Below are 21,258 nucleotides of genomic sequence, written 5' to 3'. Positions count from 1 at the left end.
CGCCCAGGCGGCCGCGGCACAGCAACCTCAGAAGCCCCTGCCGCCACACCGATCACCACGGGTCCCGGGTCCTCGCGCACCGAAGGCGGCCTTCGGTGCGCGAGACGCAACCAAGGCCGCCTTGGGACGCATGGCAGGACCGCCGTCAACGAACCTCAGGCGCGCGACACCGGCCGGCGCGCCAACACCGGCAGGCCGCCAAGCCCGACCCGCGGCAAACCTGAGTCACGCCTCCAGCAACGACACCGGCACGTCCGCGGGCCGGCTCCGCAGGTACTCGCCGAGCCCCTTCGCCTGCGGGTCCGGCCGCGTCGCCGACGCCACGCCGTCCCCGAGAATTCCCACCACCACGAAGTTCAACGCCAGCAGGTTCGGCAGCTCGAACCGGCGGATCTCCAGTTCACGAGCCTCCGGCAGCAACTCGCGGAAGCGTGAGACGTCCAGGTATCCGCGCAGCCACGCGTACTCGTCGTCGGTACGCGTCCAGAAGCCGACGTTGGCGTTGCCACCCTTGTCACCCGAGCGAGCACCCGCGATCGTGCCCAGCGACACCCGCCGCGTCGGCCCGAAGTCCCGCGCCTCAAAAGAAACCGGAGGCAAGGAGACCGAAGGCCCGGTCGGCGGATGCGGGATCACGAGCCGCGAACCGTCGGGCAGGGTCACCCGGTGCTCCACCGAGTCAGCGGGCACCAAAGCCGGCCAGTAGACGCCGAAAGCGCTCTCCGCGGTCGGCGGGGTCGTCGTGTGGAAGCCCGGGTAACCGCCGAGGGCGAGTTCCATCGTGGTATTGGAGAAGCGGCGGCCGACCTTGCGGGCGTCCGGGTCCTTCACCGTGATCCGCAGGTGCGCGGTCGCCTCGGCGTTGACCGGCGAACCCGGGTGGTCGAACCGCAGCAGGGTGACGTCGACCTCGGCGAACTGCTCCTTGCCGCCCAGCAGGTCGAACAGCTGCTGCTCGGCCCACGCGGCCTTCTCCTCGATGCGGTCGCCGGTGAGCACCAGGGTCATCGTGTTGCGGTAACCGCCGTCGTAGTTCAGCGCGACCTTGAGCTGTTCACCAGGCGGGCTGCCGCGGGTCCCACTGATCCGGACGCGGTCCGGCTCCTCCTCGGAAAGGCACAGGCTGTCGAAGTGCGCGACGGCGTCCGGCCCGGCGTACGCGGGTTCGGCGATCTCGTACAGCAGCTGCGCGGTGACCGTCCCGGCCGAGACCAGTCCCCCGGTGTCGGCGTGCTTGGTGATGACGCTCGAGCCGTCGGCCTCGACCTCGGCGATCGGGAAGCCCGGGTACCGCCGGTCGGTGACCTCGTCGAAGAACGCGTAGTTGCCGCCGGTCGCCTGCGGGCCGCACTCGATCACGTGCCCCGCGGCCATCGCCCCGGCGATCTCGTCGACGTCCCCCGGAGTCCAGCCGTGCCACCACGCGGCCGGGCCGACGACCAGCGAAGCGTCGGTGACCCGCCCGGTCACGACGACGTCCGCGCCCGCCTCCAGCGCCGCCGCGATGCCCCAGCCGCCGAGATAAGCGTTGGCGGTCAACGGTTTCACGCCGGCCTCGGAGAGCTTGCGGCCGGTGTCGAGGTGCGCCAGATCCGGCAGGCGATCGACGAGGTCGTCACCGTCCACATAGGCGATCTTCGGCCGCAGGCCCAGCGCCTCGATCTGCGCGGCCAGCCCGGCCGGGTTCAGGCCGCCGGCGTTCGCCACGATCCGGATGCCGCGTTCGAGGCAAGTGCCGAGGACGTGCTCGAGCTGCGTGAGGAACGTCTTCGCGTACCCGGCGGACGGGTCCTTCTGGCGGGCCTTCCAGAGGATCAGCATGGTCAGCTCGGCGAGGTAGTCGCCGGTGAGGACGTCGATCGGGCCGCCCTCGACCATCTCCCGCGCCGCTTCGAGGCGATCGCCGTAGAAGCCGGAGCAGTTCGCGATCCGGACCGGGCGCTTCACCCGCGTCCCCGCCCCGGCGCGCCCGCGAAGGCCTGGGCGATGCCGATCCACTCCTCGGCCACCGGCCCGCGCACCGCCAGGCCGGTGTCCGAGGCGAGCCGGCGCTGGGTGACCGTCAGGCAGAAGTCGAGCGCGGTGCCTTCGACGCGGTCGGCGGCGGCGCCGTCACCCCACGTCCACCGGTCGCCCGAAGGCGCGTGCAGGACGACCCGGATCGGGACCACCGGCGCCGGACGATCGTGGAGCCCGAAGCTGAACGCCGTCGTCGAGACGCCCAGGTGGGCGATGTGCCGCAGCCGGTCGGTCGGCACACGCGTCACGCCGAGCGTGTCGGCGATGTCCTGCCCGTGCGCCCAGGTCTCCATGATCCGCGCGGTGACCGACGACGCGACGCTCATGTCCGGCCCGTACCAGGGCAGCCGCGCGCGGGGATCGCGGCCTCGGAACGCCGTGACGAACTCCGCTCGCGCGCGCCGGAACCACTCGCGGACCTCGGCCGCGCCCAGTCCCTTGTGCTGCGCGGCGACGCGGTCGGGGAAGTCCATACCGTCGGCCATGAGCGCGGCGGCCGCGACCCGGAAGCCTTCGGGGTCGACGACTGCCTGGGTCGCGGTTTCGTCGAAGAAGGCCAGGTGCGTGACCTGGTCCCGGATGTCCCAGCCGACCGCGGGGGTCGGCCGCGCGATGCCGTCGTCGTCGAGCGGGGCGAGCATGGCCTCGACGTCGGCGCTCTCGGCGAGGAGGTCGTCGAGCAGGGCGTCCTGGGATACGGGCATGTCAGCGTCCTTCCCACACGGGCGTGCGCTTCTCGCGGAACGCCGCAGGACCTTCCTGCGCGTCCCGCGAGCGGTACACCGGGGCCCAGATCTCGTCGGCGCGGTCGTAGACGTCCTGACGTTGGAGGTACGCCGTCCGCTTCGCCGCCCGCACCGACAGTGGCGCGTTGGCCGCGATCCGCTCGGCCAGCGCCTGCGCCCGGGACCGCAGGTCGCCCAGGGGTACGACGTCGTTCACGAGCCCGACCTCCCGGGCTCGCTGCGCGTCGAAGGGATCGCCGGTCAGCAGGATCTCCATCGCGATCCGCGGCGGCACCAGCCACGACAGCGGCGCGGCCCACGGCGCCCCGCGGCCCACCTTCACTTCGGTCACGGCGAACCGCGCATGCGAAGCGGCCACGACCAGGTCGCACTGCTGGGCCAGCAGGAACCCACCGGCGTACGCGACGCCGTTGACCGCCGCGATCGTCGGCTTGGGGACGTCGACGTTCCGGCCGAACACGGGCAGGAAGTCCGGCGGCGGGATCTCCAGGGCCGTCTCGGCCATCTCCTTGAGGTCACCGCCCGCGCAGAACGCCTTGTCCCCCGCGCCGGTCAGCACGAGCACGGCCGCCGAGTCGTCGTCAACGAACCGCCGGGTCCCCTCCCACAGGCCGTCACGGACCTCTTTGGACAGCGCGTTACGGGCTTCGGGCCGATCGATCGTCAGCCAGGCGACGCCGGAGTCGACCTCGTAGGTGACGCTCACGAGACGACCGCCAGCACCTGGCCGGTGTCGACCTGGTCACCCTGGCTCACCCGCAGGTCCGAGAGAACGCCGTCGGCCGGGGCCGCGACCGTGTGCTCCATCTTCATCGCCTCCAGCACGACCAGCGGCTGCCCCGCGGTGACGGCATCGCCGGACGCGGCGAGCACCCGCACCACCGCACCGGGCATGGCGGCGAGCAACGACCCCGCGGCCGTCGCAGCGTCCGGATCGGCGAACCGCGGCACCTCGGTCAGCGCGGCCGACCCGTCCGCGCCATCCACATAGGACACACCGGCCACCGTCTGCACGGCGTAGGTGCGGTGGACCCCGTCGATCTCCAGCTCCACCAGCGAAGGTGACGCGGACAGCAGCCGCACCAGGCCGCCGAGCGGCTCGCCGTTCACGGTGACGCGCAGGCCGGACCGGCGCAGCGAGTACGCGACCTCCAGGGTTTCCGAACCAACCGTGTAGGCAACGCGCTGGGGCGCGCCACCGACGTTGCGCCACCCGGACGGCATCTCGGGCACCACCCGCGCGGCAAGCCGGTGGCGGGCCTGGGCGGCCAGAGCTGCGGCCACCGCCTGCCGGGCACCGCCGGAAAACGCGCCGAGCGCGGCCGGGTCGTGCCGGGTCAGGTAGCCGGTATCGGTGTGCCCGGCCAGGAACTCCGGCTCGGCCAGGATCCCGGCGAGCAGGTTCCGGTTGGTCGTGACGCCGTGCAGCTCGGCCTGCCGTAACGCCCGCGCCAGCGTCCGCGCGGCCTCACGCCGGGTCCGGCCGTGGGCGATCACCTTGGCCAGCATCGGGTCGTAGTGCGGGCCCACGACGGACCCGTCCTCGACGCCGGAGTCGACCCGCACCCCGCGCAGCGGCGGGACGCGGAACCGGTGCAGCGTGCCGGTGGCGGGCAGGAACCCGGCCGGGACGTCCTCGGCGTAGAGCCGGACCTCGATCGCGTGCCCGTCGATCCGGGCACCCAGCACCGAAGGTGGCAACGGCTCACCCTCGGCCACGCGTAGCTGCAGCTCCACCAGGTCCAGGCCGGTGACCAGCTCGGTGACCGGGTGCTCGACCTGCAGCCGCGTGTTGACCTCGAGGAAGAAGAACCGGCCGTCGCGGTCGAGGACGAACTCGACGGTGCCCGCGCCGGTGTAGCCGATGGCCTTCCCGGCGGCGACGGCCGCGGCACCCAGCTCGGCGCGCAGCGCGTCGTCGACCGCCGGCGACGGGCACTCCTCGACGATCTTCTGGTACCGCCGCTGGATCGAGCACTCCCGCTCGAACAGGTGCACCACCTCGCCGTGGGTGTCCCCGAGGATCTGGACCTCGATGTGCCGCGGGTCGACGACGAACCGTTCCAGGAACACCGAGCCGTCCCCGAACGCCGACGCGGCTTCCCGCCGAGCACCCTCGACGGCCTCGGACAGCCCGGCGGAGTCGTGCACCACGCGCATCCCGCGGCCACCACCACCGAACGCGGCCTTCACCAGCACCGGGAAACCGATCGACGCGGCCACGGCGGCGAGGTCGGTCTCGTCCGTGACGGTCGCCCCCGGCAGCACCGGCACCCCGGCCGCGTCCATCAGCGCCTTGGCCTCGATCTTCGAGCCCATCGACGCGATGGCCTCGGGTGACGGCCCGACGAACGTCAGCCCGGCTTCGGCGCAGGCGCGCGCGAACCCGGCGTTCTCCGACAGGAACCCGTACCCCGGGTGGACGGCGTCCGCCCCGGTGGCGCGCGCGGCGGCGATCACCAGGTCAGCACGCAGATAGGTGTCGCCAGGGGCGGATCCGGGCAGCCGGACGGCCTCGTCGGCGAGCCGGACGAAGGGCGCACCCGCGTCCGGGTCGGAGTAGACCGCGACGGTCGAGATGCCGAGGTCGTGCGCGGTGCGCATGACCCGGGCGGCGATCTCCCCGCGGTTGGCGACGAGCAGTTTCGCGATCATCGGCTCACATCCGGAAGACGCCGAAGCCGCGACGGCCCTCGACGCGGTTGGAGTGGACGGCGGACAGCGACATGCCCAGGACGTCCCGGGTGTCGCGCGGGTCGACGATGCCATCGTCGTAAAGCCTTGCGGTGACGGCGAAGGCGTGCGACTCGGTCTCGATCTGCGCCTCGATCGCGGCGGTGCGCGCCCGGTCGGCGTCGTCGTCGAACGGCTTCCCCTGCGACGCGGCCGAATTGCGGCCGACGATCGACATCACGCCCGCGAGCTGGGCCGCGCCCATCACCGCGAGTTTCGCGCCCGGCCAGGCGAACATCAGCCGCGGGTCGTACGCGCGTCCGGACATGCCGTAGTTGCCGGCGCCGAACGAGGACGCCATGTTGACCGTCAGGTGCGGCACCGTGCTGTTGGTGACGGCGTTGATCATCTTGGCGCCGTCCTTGATGATGCCGCCCTGCTCGTAGCGGGTGCCGACCATGTAGCCGGTCGTGTTCTGCAGGAACACCAGCGGGACGTCGGTCTGGTTGGCGAGCAGGATGAACTCGCTGGCCTTCTTGGCCTCCTCGCTGAACAGCACGCCGCGGTGGTTGGCGAGCACGCCGACCGGATAACCGTGGATGCTCGCCCAGCCCGTCACCAGCGAGGTGCCGTAGAGCGGTTTGTACTCGTCGAAGTCCGAGCCGTCGACGGTCCGGGCGAGGATTTCGCGCGGGTCGAACGGCACCTTCGGGTCCGGTGGGACGATCCCCAGGATCTCCTCGGGGTCGTACTTCGGCGGCTCCGGCGTCCGGCTGGGCGCGGGGCCGAGCTTGCGCCAGTTGATCCGGGACAGCACGCGCCGGCCGAGGCGGATCGCGTCCCGCTCGTCGACCGCGAAGTAGTCGGAGAGGCCGGAGACGCGGGAGTGCATGTCGGCGCCGCCGAGCGATTCGTCGTCGGCCTCCTCGCCGGTGGCCATCTTGACCAGCGGCGGCCCGCCGAGGAACACTTTGGCCTGCTGGTCGACGAGCACGGCGTAGTCGCACATGCCGGGCACGTACGCGCCGCCCGCGGTCGAGTTGCCGAACACGATCGCCAGGGTCGGGATGCCCAGCGAAGACAGCTCGGTCAGCTCGTGGAAGATCCGCCCGGCCGGCACGAACAGGTCGGCCTGCGTCGGCAGGTCGGCGCCGCCGGACTCGACGAGGTTGACCACCGGCAGCCGGTTGACACGGGCGATCTCCAGCGCCCGCAACGTCTTGCGCAGCGAGTACGGGTTCATCGCCCCGCCGCGGACGGTCGGGTCGTGCCCGATGACCACACACTCCACATCGGACACCACGCCGATTCCGGTGAGCACCGAGGCGCCGACGGTGAAGTCGGTGCCCCACGCGGCGAGCGCGGACAGCTCCAGGAACGGGCTGTCCGGGTCGAGCAGCAGCTCCAGGCGTTCACGCACCGGGAGCTTGCCGCGGTCGCGGTGGCGCTGGACGTACCGCTCACCACCGCCGGCGATGGCCAGCTCCAGCTGCTCCTCCAGCCGCGCCAGGGCTTCGAGCTGGGCCTTCCGGTTGGCCGCGTAGCTCTCGGCGGAGACGTCGAGCAGGGTCTTCAGGACCGTCATTCGGTGCCCCCGTAGTGCCCGGAGTGCTTGTCCCGGACCAGGTTCTTCTGGATCTTCCCGGTGGACGTGCGCGGCAGCTCGTCGGTGACGATCACGGCCTTCGGGACCTTGTAACCGTCCAGGCGGTCCTTCAGCCGCAGCCGCAGCTCCTCGGCGTCGATCCGCGCTCCTGGCTTGGGCACGACCACCGCCGTGATGGCCTCGGTCCACCGCTCGTGCGGCAGCCCGACGACCACGACCTCGGCGACGTCCGGCTCGGTGTCGTAGACGGCCCGCTCGACCTCGATGGAGGCAACGTTCTCCCCGCCGGTCTTGATGACGTCCTTGTAGCGGTCGGCGAACCACAGCACGCCGTCCGGCCCGAACCGGCCGACGTCACCGGAGTGGAACCAGCCGTACCGGAACGCCTCCTCGGTCGCCTCGGGGTTCTGCAGGTACTCCTGCATGGCCGACGGCGCCCGGTAGACGATCTCGCCCTGCTCGCCGCGCGGCAGCAGGTTCCCGTCCGGGTCCATGATGCCGACCTGGACACCGGTGAGCGGGGTGCCGACCGCGCCGACGTGCGAAAGCTGGTGCTCGGGCCGGAACAACGTCGTGATCGGGCTCATCTCGGTCTGCCCGAACAGCAGCGCGAAGTCGCAGCGGAAGCCGTCGAGGCACGCCTTGATCTGCGCCTCCGGCATCGGCGCCATCGCGTAGACCGCACGGCGCAGCGACGACAGGTCGCGCGCGCCGAACGACGGGTGCTCCAGCGCCGCGCGGTACATCATCGGCAGTCCGAAGACCTGCGTGATCCGCTCGCGTTCGATCGTGTCGAGGAACCGTTCCGGGTCGAAGCCGCGGTGCACGAAGATCGTCGCGCCGACGACGATCGCGGGGGTGCAGAAGGCGTTGAGCTGCGCGGTGTGGAACATCGGCATCATGGCGACGAACCGGTCGTCGGCGCGCCAGCCGGAGTCCAGCGCGGCCGACATCGACTCCAGGTGGATCCCCAGGTGCGTGCCGACCACGCCCTTCGGCGACGCCGTGGTCCCGGACGTGTACAGATAGGACAGTGGGGCGCGGTCCTCGACGACCACCTCGGGTGACGTCGTGTCGTCCGAGAGCACGTCGTCGAGGTCCAGCCCGGTGGCTTCGCCGCCGGTGCCGGGCGCGAGGAACACGTCGGTGACCCCGGGCACCTGAGCCACGGCGGGTGCGATGACGCCGGCGAGCTGGCGTTCCACGACGATGCCGCGCGCCTGCGAATGCCCAAGCACGTAAGCGACTTCGTCACCGCGCCAGCCGAGGTTGATCGGCACGCAGACGAGCCCGAGCTTCGCGCAGGCGTAGTAGACGGCGAGGAACTCGGCGCTGTTGGCCGAGGCCAGCGCGAGGACGTCGCCGGTCGTGTAACCGCGCGCCGTGAGGCCGTGCGCGAGCCGGTTGACCCACGTGTCGAACTCGCCGTAGGTCCAGCGGCGGTCGCCGTCGACCACGGCGAGGGCCTCCGGACGCCCGAACGCGACCCGGGTCAGCGCGTCCCCGACGTTGACCCGGTGGACGAGGTTGTGGTCCGTCATCAGTCCTCCTAATAGGACCGGGGCAGCCCGAGGCTGTGCTGCGCGACGAAGTTGAGGATCATTTCGCGGTTCACCGGGGCGATCCGCAGCAGCCGGGCCAGCCCCCAGTACGGCAGCAGCCCGAAGTCGGCCGAGACGCCGTTGCCGCCGTGGGTCTGGATCGCGGCGTCGACGGCGGCCAGCGCGGCCTCCGCGGCGGCGTACTTGGCCATGTTCGACGCCTCCCCCGCCGGCTGGCCGGCGTCGTGCAGCGCGGCGGCCCGGTGCGTCATCAGGGCGGCCAGCTCGGTCTCGATCTTGGCCTTGGCCAGCGGATGCGAGACGCCCTGGTGGACGCCGATCGGCTGGTCCCACACGGTCCGCTCGCGGGCGTACTGGGCGGCGACGTCGAGCGCGTAGCGCGCGATGCCGACGCAGAGCGCGGCGCCGGTGATGCGTTCGGGGTTGAGGCCGTGGAAGACCTGCCGGAAGCCCGCGCCCTCCTCGCCGACGAGCGCCGACGCGGGCAGGCGGACACCGTCGAAGTGCAGCGTGAACTGCTTCTCCGGGAGCATGACGTCCACCGGGAGCGGGATCACCGTGAGGCCGGGGGCGTCCACCGGGACCAGGAACAGCGAGAGCTGCGCGGTGCCGCCGGGGTCGCGGCCGGTGCGGGCGACGAGCAGCAGCGCGTCGGCGGTGTCGACGCCGGAGATGTAGTACTTCTCGCCGTCGACCACCCAGTCGTCGCCGTCGCGGCGGGCGGTCGTCGTCAGCTTGTGGGTGTTGGAGCCGGCGTCGGGCTCGGTGATGGCGAAGACGACCTTCGCGCGGCCGCTCGCCAGGCCGGGCAGCCATTCCTTGCGCTGCTCCGGCGTGCCGAACTCGGTGATCACCTCGGCGGAGATGGCTTCGGTGACGAGCAGCAGCAGGATCGGCGCGCCCTTCGCGGCGCTCTCCTCGATGACGATGGTCAGCTCGGCCAGGCCGCGGCCGCCCCCGCCGTACTCCTCGGGGATGTTGACACCAATGAACCCGGCGTCGCCGAGCGCGTGCCACAGCTCGGTGCACTCACGGCCTTCACGCGCGTGTTCGACGTAGTACTTGCCCCCGAACGGGGCCGCGATCGCGCCGACCGCGGCCCGGAGGTCGCGGTCCTCGTCGCTCTCGAACACGTCCACGCCGACGCTCCTTAGTGATTTCATATTCACTTATAGCGCACCGTAGCGCCCGTCTGCGAGGATGACAAGATGACGGCAGTTCCCTCGGCATCCCCGGCCACCCGGCGGCGGCGCGACCCCGAGCGGCGCGAGCGGATCCTCACCGCCGCCGCCGAGCTCACCTCGCGGCGCGGGTTCCACGCGATCGGCATGGCCGACATCGGCGCGGAGGCCGGCATCGTCGGATCCGGCGTCTACCGGCACTTCGAAAACAAGGACGCGATCCTGGTCGCGCTGCTCGACCGCGTGATGGCCCGGCTGCAGGACGGCGCCGCGGCGCTGCTCGCCGACGCGCCCGGCGACCGGGCCGCGTTGTCCGGCCTGATCAGGGATCACGTCCGGGTCGCCATCGAGGACCGCACCGTGCTGGCGGTCTACCACCGCGAAATCCACAACCTGCCCGAGGAGGACCGGCGGCGGCTGCGCCGGGCGCAGCGGCACTACCTCGAGGACTGGGTGCACGTGCTGGCCCCGCTGCGCCCCGACCTGGCCGACGGCGAGCTGCGCCTGGCCGTGCACGCGGCGATCGGCGCGGTGCAGTCGACGTTGTTCTTCCGCAGCGGCCTCGCCCCGGACCGGCTCGCGGTCCTGCTCGACGAAATGGCCCACGCCTGCCTCGGGGTCACGCCGACACCACCCGCCTCAGTGAATGGCGAATAACTTTCTCTTGATTTGGTGAGCTGGCTCACGGCATGCTGATCGTCGTCAGCGACGGCGAAGGAGCCCGGTATGACCACGACCAGCGAGAGCGCCACCACCCCAGCGGCGATCGACGTCGAAACCCTGCGGGGCCGTCGCGCGGTCAACCGCTGGGAGCGCACGTCGATCGGCGACGTCTTCGAACGGCTCACCTGGAGCCGCCCGGACCAGGTCGCGCTGAGCGCGGCCGAGGGCGCGTGCGGGGAAGAGCAGTTCGCCTCCGTGACGTACCGGGAAGCCGACCAGGCCGCGAACCGGCTCGCCCACGCGCTCGCCGCCGCGGGGCTCGCACCCGGCGACCGGGTGCTGCTGTTCTGCGAGAACACCGTCGAGGCGTTCCTGGCCAAGATCGGGATCGCGAAGGCGGGCATGGTCGCCGTCCCGCTGAACCCGGGCCTCGCCCCGGACGTCCTCGAGCACCTCGTGCGGCAGACCGAACCGCGGCTGGCGATCGTCGACGCCGAACTCTGGCCACGGCTGGAGGGCGTCCCGGGTGTGCGGGTCGGCGCCACCATCACGATCGGCGGCGGGCCGGTCGCGGGATCGCCGTCGTTCGGCGGGTTCCTCGACGGGCAGCCGGACACCGAGCCGGACGTCGAGATCCACGGCGACGACATCTTCCAGCTGCTGTTCACCTCCGGCACCACCGCGATGCCGAAGGGCGTGATGCTCTCGCACAGCTACGCGCACCTGGCCGGGCTGAACTTCGCACTGTCGCTGACCCGTGGCCTGCGGCACGAGACCGACCTGCGGGTCTGCACGTTCCTGCCGATGATCTACCACGTCGGTGACGCGCTGTTCACGTACTCGACGTTCTTCGCCGGCGGCACGCTGATCCTCGGCCGCCGTCCGGTGCCCGGCCCGGTCGCGACGACGCTCGCGCTGACTCGCGCCACCGCGGTCTGGGCCGGTTCACCCCAGTTCGTCACCGCGCTCGCCGACGAGATCGACGCTCGTGACGACCTCGACCTGACTTCCTTGACCACGCTCGTCTACGGCTGGGGCGCCCTCTCCCCCGAAGTGCTGCGCCGCCTGGAAGCCCGGACCGCGCCCGGGTTCGTCACGGTCGGCATCTTCGGGCAGACGGAAGCCATCGCGTGCCACCGGTTCTGGCCGTCGGCCTGGCCGGAGGTGCACGCGCGCACCGCGCCCGCGATGAACTACGTCGGCGTCCCGAGCGGGCTGCTCGCCTCCGACGTCGTCGACGAGCTGGGCGAGCCGGTCCGCGGCGTCCCGGGCGAGGCCGTCTACCGCTCCCCGGTGATGACGGCGGGCTACTACCGCGACGCGGAGGCGACCCGTGAGGCCTTCCGCGGCGGCTGGTTCCACTCCGGCGACTCGGCCGTCGTGGACGAAGACGGCCTGCGCGTGATGGTCGACCGCTACAAGGACATCGTGAAGACGGGCGGCGAGAACGTCTCGAGCATGCGCGTGGAGGCGGTGCTGGGGCAGCACCCGGCGGTCCTGCGGTCCGCGGTGATCGGGCTGCCGCACGAGCACTGGGGCGAGGCGGTGACGGCGGTGGTCGTCACCCGGACCCCGGCGTCCGAAGCCGAGCTGATCGGGTTCTGCCGCGAGCGCCTGGCCGGCTACGAAAGCCCGAAGCGCATCGTCTTCGCCGAGACCCTCCCGGAGACCGTGGGCGGCAAGATCCTCAAGTACAAGCTCCGCACCCAGCACGCGGAGCTGTACGGCTAACTCCCGAGAGGCTCGAGACGCCCCTTGAGCAGGCAGAACTCGTTGCCCTCGGGGTCGGCCGGACGGGCGCCGAGCCCGAGAAGGCGTTCGAGCTCGGCGTCCTGGTCGCGGTCGGTGGGGTTGAGGTCGATGTGCAGCCGGGACTTCCCCGTCTCCGGCTCGTCCTTGCGGCAGAAGAAGATCACCGGCTGCGGCCCGCCGAACCCGGCGCGCGGCCCGATCTCCACCGAGCCGTCGGGCACGCGCTCGAGCACGAGTTCACCGATACGACACGCCATGAACGACCCTCCCCCTCAGCGAGACGACCTCACTACGACGCGACGTGGGTCAGCCGAGCGCCCAGCGCTGCAGTGCCGTCCCCGTGTCGGCCTGCTGGGTGACCGCGGCGCCGTCCACTGTGGACGCCGTGGTCAGCACCAGGCCGCTGTGCTGCGCCTTGAGCGTGGAGCCCGGGCCGACCAGCCAGCGCTGGTTGGCGCCACCCGTGCACGTCCACTGGATCACCTTCGCCCCCGCGGTCTTGGAGCCATCGGCGACGTCCAGGCACAGGCCCGACTCCGCGTTCGCGATGCGGTAGCTGCCGTCGGCCTGGTGCGTGAAGACCCACTTCTGGTTGGTACCGCCGTTCGGCGTCCACGTGACCAGTGCTGTGCCCGCGGTCGTCGAGTGCGCCGGGACGTCGAGGGCCTTGCCGGACGCGATCAGCGTGTGCGTCCCGTCCACAGTGGACGTCGTGAACGTCAGCGTCTGCTCGGCCGCGGTCCGGTTGCCGCCGGTCCAGGCGCGCAGCGGCGTGGTGTCGGCCGCGCCGGACAGGCTGAGCGACAGTCCGCTGTACCGGTTGACCAGCCGGAACCCGCCACCCTGGGCCGGGATGGCGAACCACTGCTGCCCGACGGACGACCCCGCTGTCACGACCGGTTTGGTGCCCCAGGCGCGGTTCGCGGGTGACGTCGGCACCCCGAGGGCCTGGCCGGTGGCCGCGTTGGTGATCCGGTAGGCGCCGTCGCCGGTCGCGGTGAACGTCCACGCGGCCAGGTCCGAGGTACCCGTCGTCGACGTCGTCGCGGAGCTGCCCGAAACCTGAGCGAGGACGCGGCCGGCGCCGCTGCCGATGCGGTAGGTCTTCGCCGGGTCGACCGGCGGCGCGGCGGGTGTGCCGGTGACCGTGATGTTCGCGTACTCGCCGTCGGAGGACGCACACGCGATCGAGCAGTACGAGCGGAACGTCTTGCCGACGATCGTGGAGCTCGTCTTGTTCGCGTTGTCGGCGAACCAGCGGTACCAGGAGCCGGACTTGTACGCGCCGCTGTCGCCGATCAGCCGCCACTTCTGGGTGGCCAGGTCGTCGGTGACGTAGAACTTCTGCGGCTCGGTGCCGGTGACCACCTCGGGCTCCCCGATGTACAGGCCGAGGTGCGCGTCGTAGGCGATGTTCATGACGAACAGGTCGGACTTCGGCGGCAGCTGCCCGGCCGCGACCTGCTGGTCGACGTTGCCGGTGTTCGCGGGGTCGTAGTCGTCGGCCGGCGGGGTGTAGCCCTTCGGAGCAGTGCCGGTCGGCACCATGTTGCTTTCCTTGCCGCCGACACCGGGCTGCGTCCACTGGCCGTCGTACCACTTCTGCCACGAGCCGGTCGCCATCTTGGCCGACATCGGCGAACGGGCGACGTGCGCTAGTCCGACCATGCCGCCGCCCGCGCCGGCCTTCGGGACGATCCGCGAGCCGTAGTAGACGTAGAAGTAGCCCGACACCGGGTCGGCGAACAGCCGCGGGTCGCCGTCGCCGTAGTCGAAGGTCTGGTTCGGGAACGCCGCCGTGTCGCCGCGCTTGGTGCTGTACGGCGACGTGATCGCGTGGCCCTTGATGCTCCAGGTGTGGCCTTGGTCGGCCGAGACGGCCCAGTCGATCGCGTCGTAGTGCGAGAACGAGTACGCGCCGAACGGCTCGGGCGTGAACTCGTTGTGCACCAGGCCGTACCAGGCGCCAGTGTCCGGGTCGACCCAGGTGCCGACGAGGTCGCAGAAGTTCTTCTCCACGTAGCTCGACCCGGCCGGCGGGTCGGTCGCCTCCTCGCCGGTCGGGCTGGTGTTGCAGCGCCAGGTCGTGTCGTTGTTCTTGTCCCGGGACTCGGCCGGGTTCACGGCGTTGCTCAGCGCGCTCGACTTGGTGGCCGAGTCGAAGTCGGCGCCGGTGTAGAACTCCCACTCGCGCGGGCCGTCCGCGCCGTAGAGAGCGGCGGACTGCTGGAAGTAGAACGTGCCGTCCTTGTCGAGGAAGGCGCCGGCCGGGGTGTCGGTCGGGTACGCGTAGGTGCCGGTGGACCCGACGGTGACGGTGTAGGCGGCGGCCGCGCCGGCCGGCGGGGCGGCGGCACCCGCGGCCGCGACGAGCACCGCGGCAGCGAGCGAAGCACTGAGTGATGACATGACCACGGTCGTCTCCTCGGGGACCTGAGCGAGCGATCGAACAATATCGAACAGCTTCTGTGTCGTTTTCTGATCTGTCAAGAGCCGTTGTGAGCATGTTTGCTCATTCGACCGTCCCCTACGATCGAAGTGTGACGAGCGACCACGCGGCCCGCGGCCTGCCCGACCTGTCCGGCACGGTCACCTGCGTCACCGGCGCGTCCGGCACCATCGGCCGCGGGATCGCGCTGCGGTTCGCCGAGGCGGGCGGTGCCGTGGCCGTGCACCACCGGCGTCCCGGCGCGGCCGACGACCTCGTGGCCGCGCTCGGCGACCGGGCCCGCGCGTTCACCGCCGACCTGACCGACGACGACGCCTGCCACGCGATGCTCGACGCCGTCGCGAAGTGGGGCGGCCGGCTCGACGCGCTCGTCAACAACGCCGGCGTGCAACCCGTGGAGGATCTCGACGGCCTGCCCGTCGAACGGTGGCGGGCGATGCTGGACGCCAACCTCACGAGCGCGTTCTCCTGCACGCAGGCGGCGGCCCGGCTGATGGCCGGCGGCGGGAGCGTCACGCACATCGCGTCGATCGAAGCGAAGCATCCCGCGCCCGGGCACGTCCACTACAGCGCGGCCAAGGCGGCGCTGGTGATGCACGCGCGGGGCGCGGCGCTGGAGTACGGGCCGCGCGGGATCCGCGTCAACACCGTGTCGCCCGGCCTGATCGACCGCCCCGGCATGGACTGGCCCGAAGGCGTCGAGCGCTGGCGCCGCGCCGCGCCGCTGGGGCGACTGGGCACCCCCGAAGATGTCGCGAACGCGTGCGTCTTCCTCGCTTCCCCCTTGGCTTCCTGGATCACCGGCCACGACCTCGTCGTCGACGGCGGTGTCTCGGCCCGGCCGACGTGGTGACGGCCGGAAGGCGCACCACAGACGTGATCATCACCGGCCGCGCGGGCCGGTGCAACTTGAACGCCGGTCACCCTGGGTGACAACCACGCGAAAGAACCTCATGATCCACTGAGTGGGAAACCGAGCTATATTCGAAAAAACGCATGGTTGATCTTCCTTATCAGTCGCCGTGATCACTGTCTGTATCCGGGGGTGCGTGGCGCGCGAAGATCATCGCGGTACGTTTCGCGGCGTTCCTGCGGACCCCGACGACGCGGTCCGCGCAACCCCTCAGGCAGCACGCGTTCTTTCCGCGCGCGCTGCTTCGCCGTGCCGAAAGGAAGTTCCTTGACCGCCACGACGTTGACGCAGGTGCTTCGTGACACCCGCCCGGCCACCGGGACCACCCGGCTGATCGTGCGCTGGGACCGCGAAACGGGCTGGGCGCACCTGGCCATCGCCGTTCCGGGCACCGAGCAGGCCCGCTTCGCCGGGTTCCACCGGTTCACCCGCGGTACCGCCGAAGCCGTCGCCGCCGAGCTGGCCGCGGCCGGGTGCGTTTCCGCTCCGCCACTGCACGTGGACGACACGCTGTCCGAGATCGAAGCCGTGCTCGCCCACCGGGAGGTGACCCCCGATGCGGCTCGATGACCTGTACCTCAACGGGATCGGCTGTGACGTCGGCGCGCTGATCCCGGTCTCGGCGCCGATCGCGGCCGGCGAGTTCACCCACGACGACGCCGCCCGCACCGGGCAGCTGTCCACGGCGGTCGCCGAACGGCCGGGCCCGGAGCTGGCCGTGCGGGCCGGGCGGCAGGCACTCCAGCAGGCACGGGCCACCACGGGCGAACCGGTGTGGCCGTCGCTGTGCCTGCACGCCGGGATCTACCACTCCGGCATCGACTTCTGGCACGCCGCGTCGTACGTGCGCGACCAGCTGGGGGTCGGCGCCGGACCGGGCCTGACGCTGGAGCTGGGCGCGATGAGCAACAGCCTGGTCGCCGGGATCGACCTCGCGGCCAGCGTGCTGCGCGGCCGCCCGGACCACGACGCCGCGCTCATCACCGCGGGTGACCGGTTCGGCGCGCCCGGGTTCCCGCACTGGAGCACGGACATCGGGATCGTCTACGGCGACGCGGGCAGCGCCGTGGTGCTGACCCGGCGGCCGGGCCTGGCCCGGATCCGGGCGATCGCGTCGTACACCGACCCGTCGCTGGAAGGCCTGCAGCGCGGGGACGAACCGTTCCGGCAGGCGAGCGTCGCCGCCCACCGCGGCATCGACATCCGGCGCCGCAAGCGCCAGTGGCTCAGCCGCCAGGGCGGGCCGGCGCACGTCGCCACCCGCAACGGCGACGCCGTCACCACGGTCGTCAAGACAGCGCTTTCCGACGCCGGGGTCGACCTGCCGGAGATCACGAAGATCTGCGCGCCGCACTACGGCAGGCGGCTGGTGGAGACGCAGATCCTGCGTCCACTCGGGATCACCGAGGACCGCACGATGACGGAGTTCGGGCTGCGGGTCGGGCACCTGGGCGCGAGCGACCAGGTCGTGGCGCTCGAGCACCTGCTGGCCAGCGGCGAGGCCGGTCCGGGCGACACGGTGCTGCTGCTGGGCATCGGCGTGGGCATGACGTGGACGGCGGTCGTCCTCGAACTCGCGTAGACCGGATGGGGTGGCTCCGGTCACCCCATCCGTGGCGAGCCCGGCGCCGAATCCCGGGAAACCGCTTCACGAAGGGACCTGCCCGTGCCGCGACGGACGTGGTCGAGCCGCCTGCTCGACGTCTCCGCAGTGCTGGTGCCCGGCATCGGCCGGGTCCGCGCGCAGAAGGAACCGTTCGCCCGGGCGTGGGCTTCGGCCAACCGCCTGGCGCTCGCGTCGGGCCGGCCGCTGTGGGTCGCCCTGGGCGACTCGATGACCCAGGGCATCGGCGCGAACGACGTCGACGGCGGCTGGGTCCCGCGCCTGAACGCCCGCCTCGGCCGTCCGTTCGCGGTCCTCAACCTGTCGGCGTCGGGGGCCCGGGTCGAGGACGTGCTCGACGCCCAGCTGCCGTACCTGCCGGAGGCGCCCGCCCTGGTCACCATCCTGGCCGGCGCGAACGACATGCTCACCCCGTCCCGCCGCCGCGACGTCCCCGCCCGGTTCGCGACGCTGCTGGACCGCCTTCCGCAGGGACGTTCGGTGGTCGCGACGCTGCCGCAGGGGAACGCCGAGGCCCGCGCGGTGAACGCGTTGCTCGACGAGGCGGGCGCGCTCGGCCGCATCGAGGTGGCCGACATGCGCGGCCCGGCGTTGGGCCCGCTGCGCGGCAGCCTCGCCAGCGACTGGTTCCACCCCAACGACGTGGGGTACGAGCGGATCGCGGGGATCTTCGAGGGGCCGGTCCGCGCTTGCTTGGCCCGTCGGGCGCGGGACTGAGCAGGCGAAGCCGTTCCCTGCCGCGCCGACTCGCCACCGGAGCGGTCAATTCGCTGCCCGGGAGCGGCCTACACGCCGACGACGCAACCACCACGGCGCGCTGACCGCCGTGGTGGCCACTCCCGGTGCCATGTCGACCACTCCCGGCGGCGAGTTGGACACTCCCGGCGCCATGTCGGCCACTCCCCACGCCACGTCGGCCGTTCCCGGCGGGAAGTTGGCCACTCCCCACGCCATGTCGACCACTCCCCACGCCATGTCGGCCACACCCCACGCCACGTCGGCCACTCCCGACGCCACGTCGGCCACTCCCGGCGGGAAGTTGGCCACTCCCCACGCCGCGTCGGCCACTCCCGGCGGGAAGTTGGCCACTCCCCACGCCATGTCGACCACTCCCGGCGCCACGTTGGCCGCACCCCACGCCATGTCGACCACTCCCGGTGCCACGTCGGCCACACCCCACGCATGTCGACCACTCCCGGCGGCGAGTTGGCCACTCCCTACGCCGCGTTGGCCACTCCCCACGCCACGTCAGCCACTCCCGGCGCCACGTCAGCCACTCCCGGCGCCACGTCAGCCACTCCCGGCGCCGCCTTGGCCACACCCCGGCGTGTCGGCCGTTCCGGTTGGCGAGTTGGCCGTTCCGGCGCCGGGTGGCGCGAGTCAGCCCGGTGTCGAGCCCACCGTGACCGCGCGGGCGATTTCCGCGGCCACCAGCGCCATCGTGGTGCGGGCGCGCTCCGGGTTCTCGGTCAGGAAGTAGTGGTCCACCCCCGGCGTCCGGTCGTGCAGCACCTCGACCCCGGCTTCCCGGAGCCGCTCGGCGTACCGCTCCCCGTCGGCGCGCAGGGCGTCACGTTCGGCGGTCAGGACCACCGCGCGCGGCAGCCCGGCGAGGTCGTCGGCCAGCAGCGGGGACGCGTACGGGTGCCGCCGCGTCGCGGGATCCGGGAAGTACACCCGGCGGACGAGGTCGCGCAGCCCGGGCGAGATCATCCCGCCCGCCGCCGGGTCCGGGTCGGTGGCGAGGTCCAGCGCGGGCACGCCCAGTACCTGCAGCCGCGGCCGCCACCCGCCCGCGTCGCGCGCTTGCAGGCAGACGGCCGCCGCGAGACCGCCACCGGACGAGAACCCGCCGACGGCGACGCGGTCCGCCTCGACCCACGAAGCGACGTCGAAACACTGGTGCTGCGCCACCGGGAACGCGACGTAGGGACCGCAGCGGTAATCGACGTTATACACCGGCACCCCGGCCGTGGCCGCGACGTACCGGCACCACCAGTCGTCCATCTCCGGGTACCGCATCAGCCAGGCGCCGCCGTGGAAGTGGACGTACGCACCACCGGAACGGAGATCGGGCCGGTAGACGTGCACCCGCACCGGTCCGTGCCGGGTCGGGACCCGCACCACCTCGGGCGCCGGCAGGTCGGTCCCGGCGAACCGCAGGTTGTCGCCGTAGTGCACGGTCCACCGCGCGGTGGCGTGCATGACCATCGCCGCGAGCCGGTCCCGGAGCCTCATACCCGGTGTTCGGAGCCGGCCCGCCCGGCGACGGGTGGCTCAGCCCAGGCCGGCGTCGTGCACGAGGATCGCCACCTGGGTGCGGTTCGCCGCCTCCAGCTTCGCCATGATGTGTCCGATGTGGACTTTCACGGTCGACTCGCTGACCACCAGCGCCTTCGCGATCTCGCCGTTGCTCAGGCCGCGGCCGATCTGCACCGCGACGTCGTGCTCGCGCGGGGTCAGCGCGGCCAGCCGGCCCCGCGCCTGCTCCCCCGCGCCGCCGGTCGCGAAGTCCGCCAGCAGGCGCTTGGTGATCTTCGGCGACAGCATCGCCTCGCCGCGCGCCGCCACCCGCACCGCCGTGACCAGCTCGCGCGGCGGGGTGTCCTTGAGCAGGAACCCGGCCGCGCCGTGGCGCAGCGCCGCGTAGACGTACTCGTCGACGTCGAACGTCGTCAGCACGACCACCGCCGGCGCCGCCGGGTGCCCGGCCAGCCGGCGGACCACCTCGATGCCGTCGACCTTCGGCATCTGGACGTCGGTGAGCACGACGTCCGGGCGGAACCGGTCGGTCAGCTCGACCGCCCGCACACCGTTGGTGTCCTCCGCGACGACCTCGACGTCCCCCGCCGACTCGAGGATCATCCGGATGCCGCTGCGGACCAGCTCCTCGTCCTCCAGCAGCACGACCTTGACCGTCACTTCGCCTCCTGTACCGAGACCACGGGGAATTCGGCCAGCACCCGGAACCGGCCGTCACCGGTCGGGCCGGTCTGCAGTGCGCCGCCGGCCAGCTCGACGCGCTCGCGCATGCCCACCAGGCCGTACCCCGATCCCGGGACGCCGGTGTGGCGCGGGGTGAGCCGGTTGGTCACCTCGACCGCGAGCCGGCCGCCGTCGGTGGCCAGCCGGACGTCGACGGCGGCGTGCGGCGCGTGTTTTCCCGCGTTGGTCAGGGATTCCTGCACGACGCGGTAGGCGGCGCGCCCGACCTGGTCCGGCACGGCGGGCAGCGGGTCCGGCAGCTTCAGCTCGACCCGGGCGCCGGTCGCGGTGACCTCTTCGACCAGGTCCTCGAGCGACGCGAGCAGCCCGGCGCCGGGGCTGGCCGCGTCCGGGGCGTCGTCGCGCAGCACCTGCAGGATGCCCCGCAGCTCCTCCAGGGCGGTGGCGCTGACGGCACGGATCGTCTCGGCGGCCTGCTCGGTCTGCTCGTCCGGCGCCCGCAGCGACAAGGCGCCCGCCTGCAGCGCGACGGCCGTGACCCGGTGGGCGACGACGTCGTGCATCTCGCGCGCGATCCGCCGCCGCTCGGCGAACACGGCCTGGTCGGCCAGCAGCGTCCGGGTGCGCTCGGCCTCGTCGGCGCGTTCCCGCAGCACGCCCAGCAGTTCGGCGCGCTGGTGCATCCACAGCCCGGCGAGCACCGGGCCGACGGCGAACACCACCAGCACGAGCACGACGGTGGTGAGGCTCGGCGGTTCGCGCAGCACGTGCAGGACGTTCCCGCCGAGCACGGCGACGACGGCCGCGACCCCGGTCACGACGCTGACGCCGTTGCGGGCCGCGACCGAGTACAGCGCCACCGTCAGCGGCAGGAGCGTCACCCCGGCGAAGAGGAGGCAACCCACCGCGACGAGCAGCACCAGGAACGGCCACCGGCGCCGGGCGAGCAGCGCGAGGGCGGAGACGACCACCGCAGGCACGTAGAGCGCCGGGTGCGGGTCGCGCGGATCACCGCCGGCCAGGGTGACGACGATGATGGTCACCGCCACGGCGACGTCGAGCGCGAGCAGCGCGACCCGGCCGTCCCACCACGTGAGCCATCGCATCGCGCTCAGGCTATGCCG

At 72.1% G+C, this 21,258-nt stretch carries 19 protein-coding genes; 6 read left to right on the top strand and 13 right to left on the bottom strand.

The genetic code is table 11. From position 1 onward, the window contains the following. Positions 1 to 225: 225 nt before the first annotated feature. The 7 genes from ACIOD2_RS45950 to ACIOD2_RS45920 are packed head-to-tail and all read right to left on the bottom strand — an operon-like array spanning position 226 to position 9,745. Positions 226 to 1,947, bottom strand: a complete 1,722-nt coding sequence (locus ACIOD2_RS45950; protein ID WP_400551974.1) for an acyclic terpene utilization AtuA family protein — start codon at positions 1,945 to 1,947, stop codon at positions 226 to 228. Continuing rightward, positions 1,944 to 2,723, bottom strand: a complete 780-nt coding sequence (locus ACIOD2_RS45945; RefSeq protein WP_400551973.1) for a TIGR03084 family metal-binding protein — start codon at positions 2,721 to 2,723, stop codon at positions 1,944 to 1,946. The genes ACIOD2_RS45950 and ACIOD2_RS45945 overlap by 4 nt, the downstream gene beginning before the upstream one ends. 1 nt (position 2,724) lies before the next feature. Then, entirely contained in the window at positions 2,725 to 3,471 is a 747-nt protein-coding gene (locus ACIOD2_RS45940) for an enoyl-CoA hydratase/isomerase family protein (RefSeq protein WP_400551972.1), read from the bottom strand. After that, on the bottom strand, positions 3,468 to 5,420 hold the full coding sequence (locus ACIOD2_RS45935) for an acetyl/propionyl/methylcrotonyl-CoA carboxylase subunit alpha (RefSeq protein WP_400551970.1): 1,953 nt from the start codon (positions 5,418 to 5,420) through the stop codon (positions 3,468 to 3,470). The genes ACIOD2_RS45940 and ACIOD2_RS45935 overlap by 4 nt, the downstream gene beginning before the upstream one ends. 4 nt (positions 5,421 to 5,424) lie before the next feature. Then, positions 5,425 to 7,023, bottom strand: coding sequence for an acyl-CoA carboxylase subunit beta (locus ACIOD2_RS45930; protein WP_400551969.1), 1,599 nt, complete (start codon positions 7,021 to 7,023; stop codon positions 5,425 to 5,427). After that, positions 7,020 to 8,585 (bottom strand): AMP-binding protein, encoded by a 1,566-nt coding sequence (locus ACIOD2_RS45925; protein WP_400551968.1) that lies wholly within the window; start codon positions 8,583 to 8,585, stop codon positions 7,020 to 7,022. The genes ACIOD2_RS45930 and ACIOD2_RS45925 overlap by 4 nt, the downstream gene beginning before the upstream one ends. Positions 8,586 to 8,593: 8 nt before the next feature. After that, entirely contained in the window at positions 8,594 to 9,745 is a 1,152-nt protein-coding gene (locus tag ACIOD2_RS45920; RefSeq protein WP_400551967.1) for an acyl-CoA dehydrogenase family protein, read from the bottom strand. A gap of 69 nt (positions 9,746 to 9,814) precedes the next feature. Between ACIOD2_RS45920 and ACIOD2_RS45915 the strand changes: the two genes are divergently transcribed. Together ACIOD2_RS45915 and ACIOD2_RS45910 are read left to right on the top strand one after the other, a co-directional pair. Continuing rightward, positions 9,815 to 10,444: a TetR/AcrR family transcriptional regulator gene (locus ACIOD2_RS45915; RefSeq protein WP_400551966.1), complete on the top strand. Its 630-nt coding sequence runs from the start codon at positions 9,815 to 9,817 to the stop codon at positions 10,442 to 10,444. A gap of 69 nt (positions 10,445 to 10,513) precedes the next feature. Continuing rightward, positions 10,514 to 12,181, top strand: a complete 1,668-nt coding sequence (locus ACIOD2_RS45910) for an AMP-binding protein (RefSeq protein ID WP_400551965.1) — start codon at positions 10,514 to 10,516, stop codon at positions 12,179 to 12,181. Here ACIOD2_RS45910 and ACIOD2_RS45905 read toward each other — a convergent pair. After that, positions 12,178 to 12,459 carry a VOC family protein gene (locus tag ACIOD2_RS45905; RefSeq protein WP_400551964.1) on the bottom strand — a complete coding sequence of 94 codons (282 nt, stop codon included), beginning with the start codon at positions 12,457 to 12,459 and terminating at the stop codon, positions 12,178 to 12,180. The two genes, ACIOD2_RS45910 and ACIOD2_RS45905, sit on opposite strands and share 4 nt — an antisense overlap. 49 nt (positions 12,460 to 12,508) lie before the next feature. Continuing rightward, positions 12,509 to 14,611: an RICIN domain-containing protein gene (locus tag ACIOD2_RS45900; protein WP_400551962.1), complete on the bottom strand. Its 2,103-nt coding sequence runs from the start codon at positions 14,609 to 14,611 to the stop codon at positions 12,509 to 12,511. A gap of 158 nt (positions 14,612 to 14,769) precedes the next feature. Here ACIOD2_RS45900 and ACIOD2_RS45895 point away from each other — a divergent pair, with 158 nt between their 5' ends. The 4 genes from ACIOD2_RS45895 to ACIOD2_RS45880 all read left to right on the top strand — a co-directional run bounded on the left by ACIOD2_RS45895 (position 14,770) and on the right by ACIOD2_RS45880 (position 17,905). Next, entirely contained in the window at positions 14,770 to 15,504 is a 735-nt protein-coding gene (locus tag ACIOD2_RS45895; RefSeq protein ID WP_400552079.1) for an SDR family NAD(P)-dependent oxidoreductase, read from the top strand. 327 nt (positions 15,505 to 15,831) lie between these two features. Beyond that, a complete protein-coding gene (locus ACIOD2_RS45890; protein WP_400551961.1) occupies positions 15,832 to 16,134 on the top strand; it encodes a hypothetical protein in 303 nt (100 codons plus the stop codon). Continuing rightward, the gene (locus ACIOD2_RS45885) at positions 16,121 to 17,146 is read left to right on the top strand and encodes a ketoacyl-ACP synthase III family protein (RefSeq protein WP_323327087.1); all 1,026 of its coding nucleotides are present in this window, start codon (positions 16,121 to 16,123) and stop codon (positions 17,144 to 17,146) included. Before ACIOD2_RS45890 ends, ACIOD2_RS45885 begins: the two co-directional genes overlap by 14 nt. Before the next feature lie 84 nt (positions 17,147 to 17,230). Beyond that, on the top strand, positions 17,231 to 17,905 hold the full coding sequence (locus ACIOD2_RS45880; protein ID WP_400551960.1) for an SGNH/GDSL hydrolase family protein: 675 nt from the start codon (positions 17,231 to 17,233) through the stop codon (positions 17,903 to 17,905). A 45-nt stretch (positions 17,906 to 17,950) separates the two neighbouring features. Here ACIOD2_RS45880 and ACIOD2_RS45875 read toward each other — a convergent pair whose 3' ends face one another. From ACIOD2_RS45875 to ACIOD2_RS45860, 4 genes are all read right to left on the bottom strand, one after another. Further along, positions 17,951 to 18,352: a hypothetical protein gene (locus ACIOD2_RS45875; protein WP_400551959.1), complete on the bottom strand. Its 402-nt coding sequence runs from the start codon at positions 18,350 to 18,352 to the stop codon at positions 17,951 to 17,953. 216 nt (positions 18,353 to 18,568) lie between these two features. Then, positions 18,569 to 19,426, bottom strand: coding sequence for an alpha/beta hydrolase (locus tag ACIOD2_RS45870; RefSeq protein WP_400551958.1), 858 nt, complete (start codon positions 19,424 to 19,426; stop codon positions 18,569 to 18,571). A gap of 39 nt (positions 19,427 to 19,465) precedes the next feature. Beyond that, positions 19,466 to 20,110 (bottom strand): response regulator, encoded by a 645-nt coding sequence (locus ACIOD2_RS45865; protein ID WP_400551957.1) that lies wholly within the window; start codon positions 20,108 to 20,110, stop codon positions 19,466 to 19,468. Further along, on the bottom strand, positions 20,107 to 21,240 hold the full coding sequence (locus ACIOD2_RS45860) for a sensor histidine kinase (RefSeq protein ID WP_400551956.1): 1,134 nt from the start codon (positions 21,238 to 21,240) through the stop codon (positions 20,107 to 20,109). Before ACIOD2_RS45860 ends, ACIOD2_RS45865 begins: the two co-directional genes overlap by 4 nt. Positions 21,241 to 21,258 lie beyond the last annotated feature (18 nt).

Origin of the sequence: Amycolatopsis sp. NPDC088138 (assembly GCF_044741685.1) — a bacterium.
GTDB lineage: Bacteria > Actinomycetota > Actinomycetes > Mycobacteriales > Pseudonocardiaceae > Amycolatopsis.
This window is presented reverse-complemented; position numbering and strand designations above follow the sequence as displayed.

What these genes read in the sequence shown, in the direction of transcription:
- ACIOD2_RS45945 (WP_400551973.1), bottom strand. Translation starts at nt 2,723, where the DNA reads ATGCCCGTATCCCAGGACGCCCTGCTCGACGACCTCCTCGCCGAGAGC.
- ACIOD2_RS45935 (WP_400551970.1), bottom strand. Translation starts at nt 5,420, where the DNA reads ATGATCGCGAAACTGCTCGTCGCCAACCGCGGGGAGATCGCCGCCCGG.
- ACIOD2_RS45930 (WP_400551969.1), bottom strand. Translation starts at nt 7,023, where the DNA reads ATGACGGTCCTGAAGACCCTGCTCGACGTCTCCGCCGAGAGCTACGCG.
- ACIOD2_RS45925 (WP_400551968.1), bottom strand. Translation starts at nt 8,585, where the DNA reads ATGACGGACCACAACCTCGTCCACCGGGTCAACGTCGGGGACGCGCTG.
- ACIOD2_RS45915 (WP_400551966.1), top strand. Translation starts at nt 9,815, where the DNA reads ATGACGGCAGTTCCCTCGGCATCCCCGGCCACCCGGCGGCGGCGCGAC.
- ACIOD2_RS45910 (WP_400551965.1), top strand. Translation starts at nt 10,514, where the DNA reads ATGACCACGACCAGCGAGAGCGCCACCACCCCAGCGGCGATCGACGTC.
- ACIOD2_RS45905 (WP_400551964.1), bottom strand. Translation starts at nt 12,459, where the DNA reads ATGGCGTGTCGTATCGGTGAACTCGTGCTCGAGCGCGTGCCCGACGGC.
- ACIOD2_RS45900 (WP_400551962.1), bottom strand. Translation starts at nt 14,611, where the DNA reads ATGTCATCACTCAGTGCTTCGCTCGCTGCCGCGGTGCTCGTCGCGGCC.
- ACIOD2_RS45885 (WP_323327087.1), top strand. Translation starts at nt 16,121, where the DNA reads ATGCGGCTCGATGACCTGTACCTCAACGGGATCGGCTGTGACGTCGGC.
- ACIOD2_RS45870 (WP_400551958.1), bottom strand. Translation starts at nt 19,426, where the DNA reads ATGAGGCTCCGGGACCGGCTCGCGGCGATGGTCATGCACGCCACCGCG.
- ACIOD2_RS45860 (WP_400551956.1), bottom strand. Translation starts at nt 21,240, where the DNA reads ATGCGATGGCTCACGTGGTGGGACGGCCGGGTCGCGCTGCTCGCGCTC.